This is a genomic window from Candidatus Obscuribacterales bacterium, assembly GCA_036703605.1.
Classification (GTDB): Bacteria; Cyanobacteriota; Cyanobacteriia; order RECH01; family RECH01; genus RECH01.
Genome location: DATNRH010000043.1, coordinates 1 through 3,216 on the forward strand (window position 1 = coordinate 1; position 3,216 = coordinate 3,216).

General features: G+C 51.9%; 4 protein-coding genes. All 4 read right to left on the reverse strand.

All coding sequences use genetic code 11. The features are described 5' to 3' along the window. Positions 1–304 (reverse strand): hypothetical protein (locus V6D20_01000; protein HEY9814374.1); only part of this gene is annotated, 304 nt, incomplete at its 3' end. A 12-nt stretch (positions 305–316) separates the two neighbouring features. Continuing rightward, a complete protein-coding gene (locus V6D20_01005) occupies positions 317–1,423 on the reverse strand; it encodes a hypothetical protein (protein HEY9814375.1) in 1,107 nt (368 codons plus the stop codon). 2 nt (positions 1,424–1,425) lie between these two features. Further along, positions 1,426–2,505 carry a MoxR family ATPase gene (locus tag V6D20_01010; GenBank protein ID HEY9814376.1) on the reverse strand — a complete coding sequence of 360 codons (1,080 nt, stop codon included), beginning with the start codon at positions 2,503–2,505 and terminating at the stop codon, positions 1,426–1,428. Continuing rightward, positions 2,502–3,216, reverse strand: a 715-nt coding sequence (locus V6D20_01015; GenBank protein HEY9814377.1) for a hypothetical protein, incomplete at its 5' end; no start/stop codon positions are given. The genes V6D20_01015 and V6D20_01010, both read right to left, overlap by 4 nt.

Consider the following 3,216-nt stretch of genomic DNA (forward strand, 5'->3'; position numbering starts at 1 on the left):
GATGGAGGCGGGTGATGCCCTGCATTTCATAGAGATCATGCCCCACCGGATCACAAAGCACCGATAGCAAAATATCTGGAGCCGCATACCAAGGGATATCTGGCGTGAAGCGTTGGTGCAGGCAATAGATCAGATCGGTGGTGAGGGTGAGAGGAAAGGCCGCATGGCGGGCTAGGGTCAGGATTTGGCGCTGGTAGCGAGGATCGGAGTATGACCGAGAAAACACCGCCACGCGATCGTCCTGCTCCGCCAATTGGGGCATGAGGGATTGATAGTTGACCGGGGTTGAAGACGTTGATGACATGGGGCAGAAGGGCTAGGCAGACCGTCGTTGGGTATGGGGCATGAGGGCTAGATCCGCGAGCTGGTCTAGAGCAATCATATCGAGGCCAGGCAGGGAAGCGATCTTCTCTGCGGCACTTCTGACCCAGCGCTGGGCCGGCACCGGATTGATCCAGAGCACCTGCCGCACAGAAGGCCCCATCTGCTTCAGCCACGTTTCCACCCCCTCCACCCGTTCAGGGCTGCGATCGCCCATGGCAGCTCCCGCATCACTAATCACCATCACCACCGTGCGACTGCTATGGAGCCGAGGCAAAATCCGCCCGAGGGATTGGGCCTGGGTGGGCCGATCCCATTCAAATAGATAGTCATCGGGGTAGGCCGTGAAATAGTAGCGCTCCGCCGGATCAATCCAGCGATCATCCACCGCCTTGAGCAACGCCTGAATGGCAGGGCGGTAGGGAATCATGGCATTGTGGGTATCCACCAATATCAGCGCCTCCGTCTTCCGCGTCAGCACCGGCCGCAGCACCACATCTGCATAGATACCTTCCCGCTCAATGGCCGCCAAGGTCGCAGGGAGATCAACCTCCTGCTGGCGACTAGACCGCACCCGCACCCGCAACGAACGCCAAAGCGATCGCACCTCAGCAGCAGTGAGGGGAAGCTGATTGGGGTTGACTTCAATCGGCACCGTGTTTTCATCTCCCCGCTGTACCGGCCCACTGCCAGGCGATCGCATAGCGCTGGGCACATTAGCCAAGATGGGATCCGATTGAGGCGTGGGTTCGATGCGATTGCGAGGCGGCAGCGTTGGCAGTTGTCCAAGGGTTGGCGATGGTGAAGGCGGCGGCGGCGGCGATACCGGCGCGGGAGTTGGCGCAGGCGACGGCTCGATAAATTGACCCGTATATTGACGAACGTAGGCATCGAAGAGGCGATCGAACTCTTGATAGAGCGGACTGCCCGGCACCTGCTTACACCACAACGCCCGACACACCAAACGCAAACTCTCCCAGCCCCCCAGACCAAACCCACAGGCCAACGCCTGCCGTAGATCATCATACTGAGCGATCGACAACTGAAACCTAGCTCGATAGGTTTGGAATAGATCTAAGAACGGCGACGCTTCCGCTATCATGCCTAGGTTTTCTCCTGGTTCGACAGCCGCTCTTGATAGAATTTTTGCTCGTCTTTTGTCTTAAATAACGTGCTCAAAAGTGGGTAGTGATTCGCCAAGTTTTGCAAGTCTGCCCGAGCCTCTTCGACCGATTTAGGAGGCGTGAGCAAGAGAGCCGTAAGGAAGTCTAGAAAGGCGCTCGTTGACGGTGGATTGACACTGCGATTGTTCTCAGAGGCTTGGCGAATGCGATAAAACTTGTCTACGGCTTCCTGCACTACAGCGTCTTGGTCTTTCGTAAACTCAAACCGACTTTTAATAATTTTAAGGAGCTGTTCCTCATCTGGAAATGGCACATAGTAATACAAACATCGCCGCAGAAAAGCCTGGGGCAATGGCTTCTCGCGATTGCTGGTGATGATGATAATGGGCTTCTGTTCGGCAACAATCTCTTCCCCGGTTTCAGGGATCGTAAACCGCATATCATCCAGCTCTAGCAAGAGATCATTGGGGAAATCGCTATCGGCTTTATCGATTTCATCAATCAGCACAATGGAGCGATAGCCTTGTTTATCGTTCTTATGAACATCATCGCTCTTATGAACATCATCGCTCTCACGACCATTACAAAAGGCTCGACCCAATGCCCCAAATTCTCGGTATGCTTCTCGATTAAATAATCGCTTCTGCAACTCCTCTGCTTCCTTCTCTGGAAGGCGATCGCGAGCCCCCATCAACTGCGCATCCCGCAACCGAGCGATCGCATCATAGCGATACTTGCCATCCACCGCCCGCGTTGTAGAATTGACGCTCCAAATGTGAAAATCCCACCACGTTTGTCCTAATGCTTGGAGGCGATCGCGATAGCGTTGGGTATATTCATAGGCGATCGCCCCTGCCAGCCGAGTCTTGCCGCAGCCGGGCTCCCCTTCAAGCAATAACGGTTTTTCGAGAGCGATCGCAAGGTTGACCACCTCACTCAAGTTTGGGGCAGGCAGGTAGGGATGATAGACGCGCCCGCGATCGTCGGTTTCCCCAGCGCGATCGGGCTGCTCTGTGCCCTGATAGTCGTACTTGTATGGGTCGCTACTCTCCGCACTCATCCTGCCTTCTCCAATTTCCAGTATTGTTCGATATCCGCAAACGTAAGGCTAAATGCCTTGCAAATCGATCGAATCATCGCTTCAGGATCATCTGTTGACGTTGAACCCTCTTTGCTCATAGCTATAATCATCTCCTTCACCTTCTCTTTCCCGATATAGGTACAAGCATGATTAAAGTTGTCAGCATGATTCAGCCAGTCTGCAACATCATTGAAGCCAATCTCATGCAAATCATCCAATCGTGCTAATCCAGTCCATTGTGGATCAATAGATTTATTTTTCAATGCATTGATCAAATCCTCACCAAGACAAATACAGTTTAGTTCTTGAAAAGCGTTTGACTGACGAAAGCTTCCAAGAAGATAAATGAAGACACCTGATGCAGGCTCTTTAATATGACGTTTAGCCTCTTTCATCAGCGGGATCAGAAAGTTTTTAATACATGTATCTATTTCACTCGAATACTTGTTGATGTACAGTGCAATAATTACAGGCTTACAGCTCGCTTTTTCACAAATGCGCTTGATGATATCATCCTCTGGTTCCAATTCAATGCCGAGCTTACCAGTAATTTGCTCATGTAGGCTGTCAATAAAACTATCACTATAGAACTGTATTAGCCCTGGTCGAAAAGATATAAATGTTGCACTTAGGCTGTCAGGAATGTCTCGTGCAAACCTCTTAACAATCCACCTTTGAGTGAAGTCACTC

Bases quoted from the DNA above. Each gene is read 5' to 3' on its own strand.
- V6D20_01005 (HEY9814375.1), bottom strand. From the start codon at position 1,423: ATGATAGCGGAAGCGTCGCCGTTCTTAGATCTATTCCAAACCTATCGA.
- V6D20_01010 (HEY9814376.1), bottom strand. From the start codon at position 2,505: ATGAGTGCGGAGAGTAGCGACCCATACAAGTACGACTATCAGGGCACA.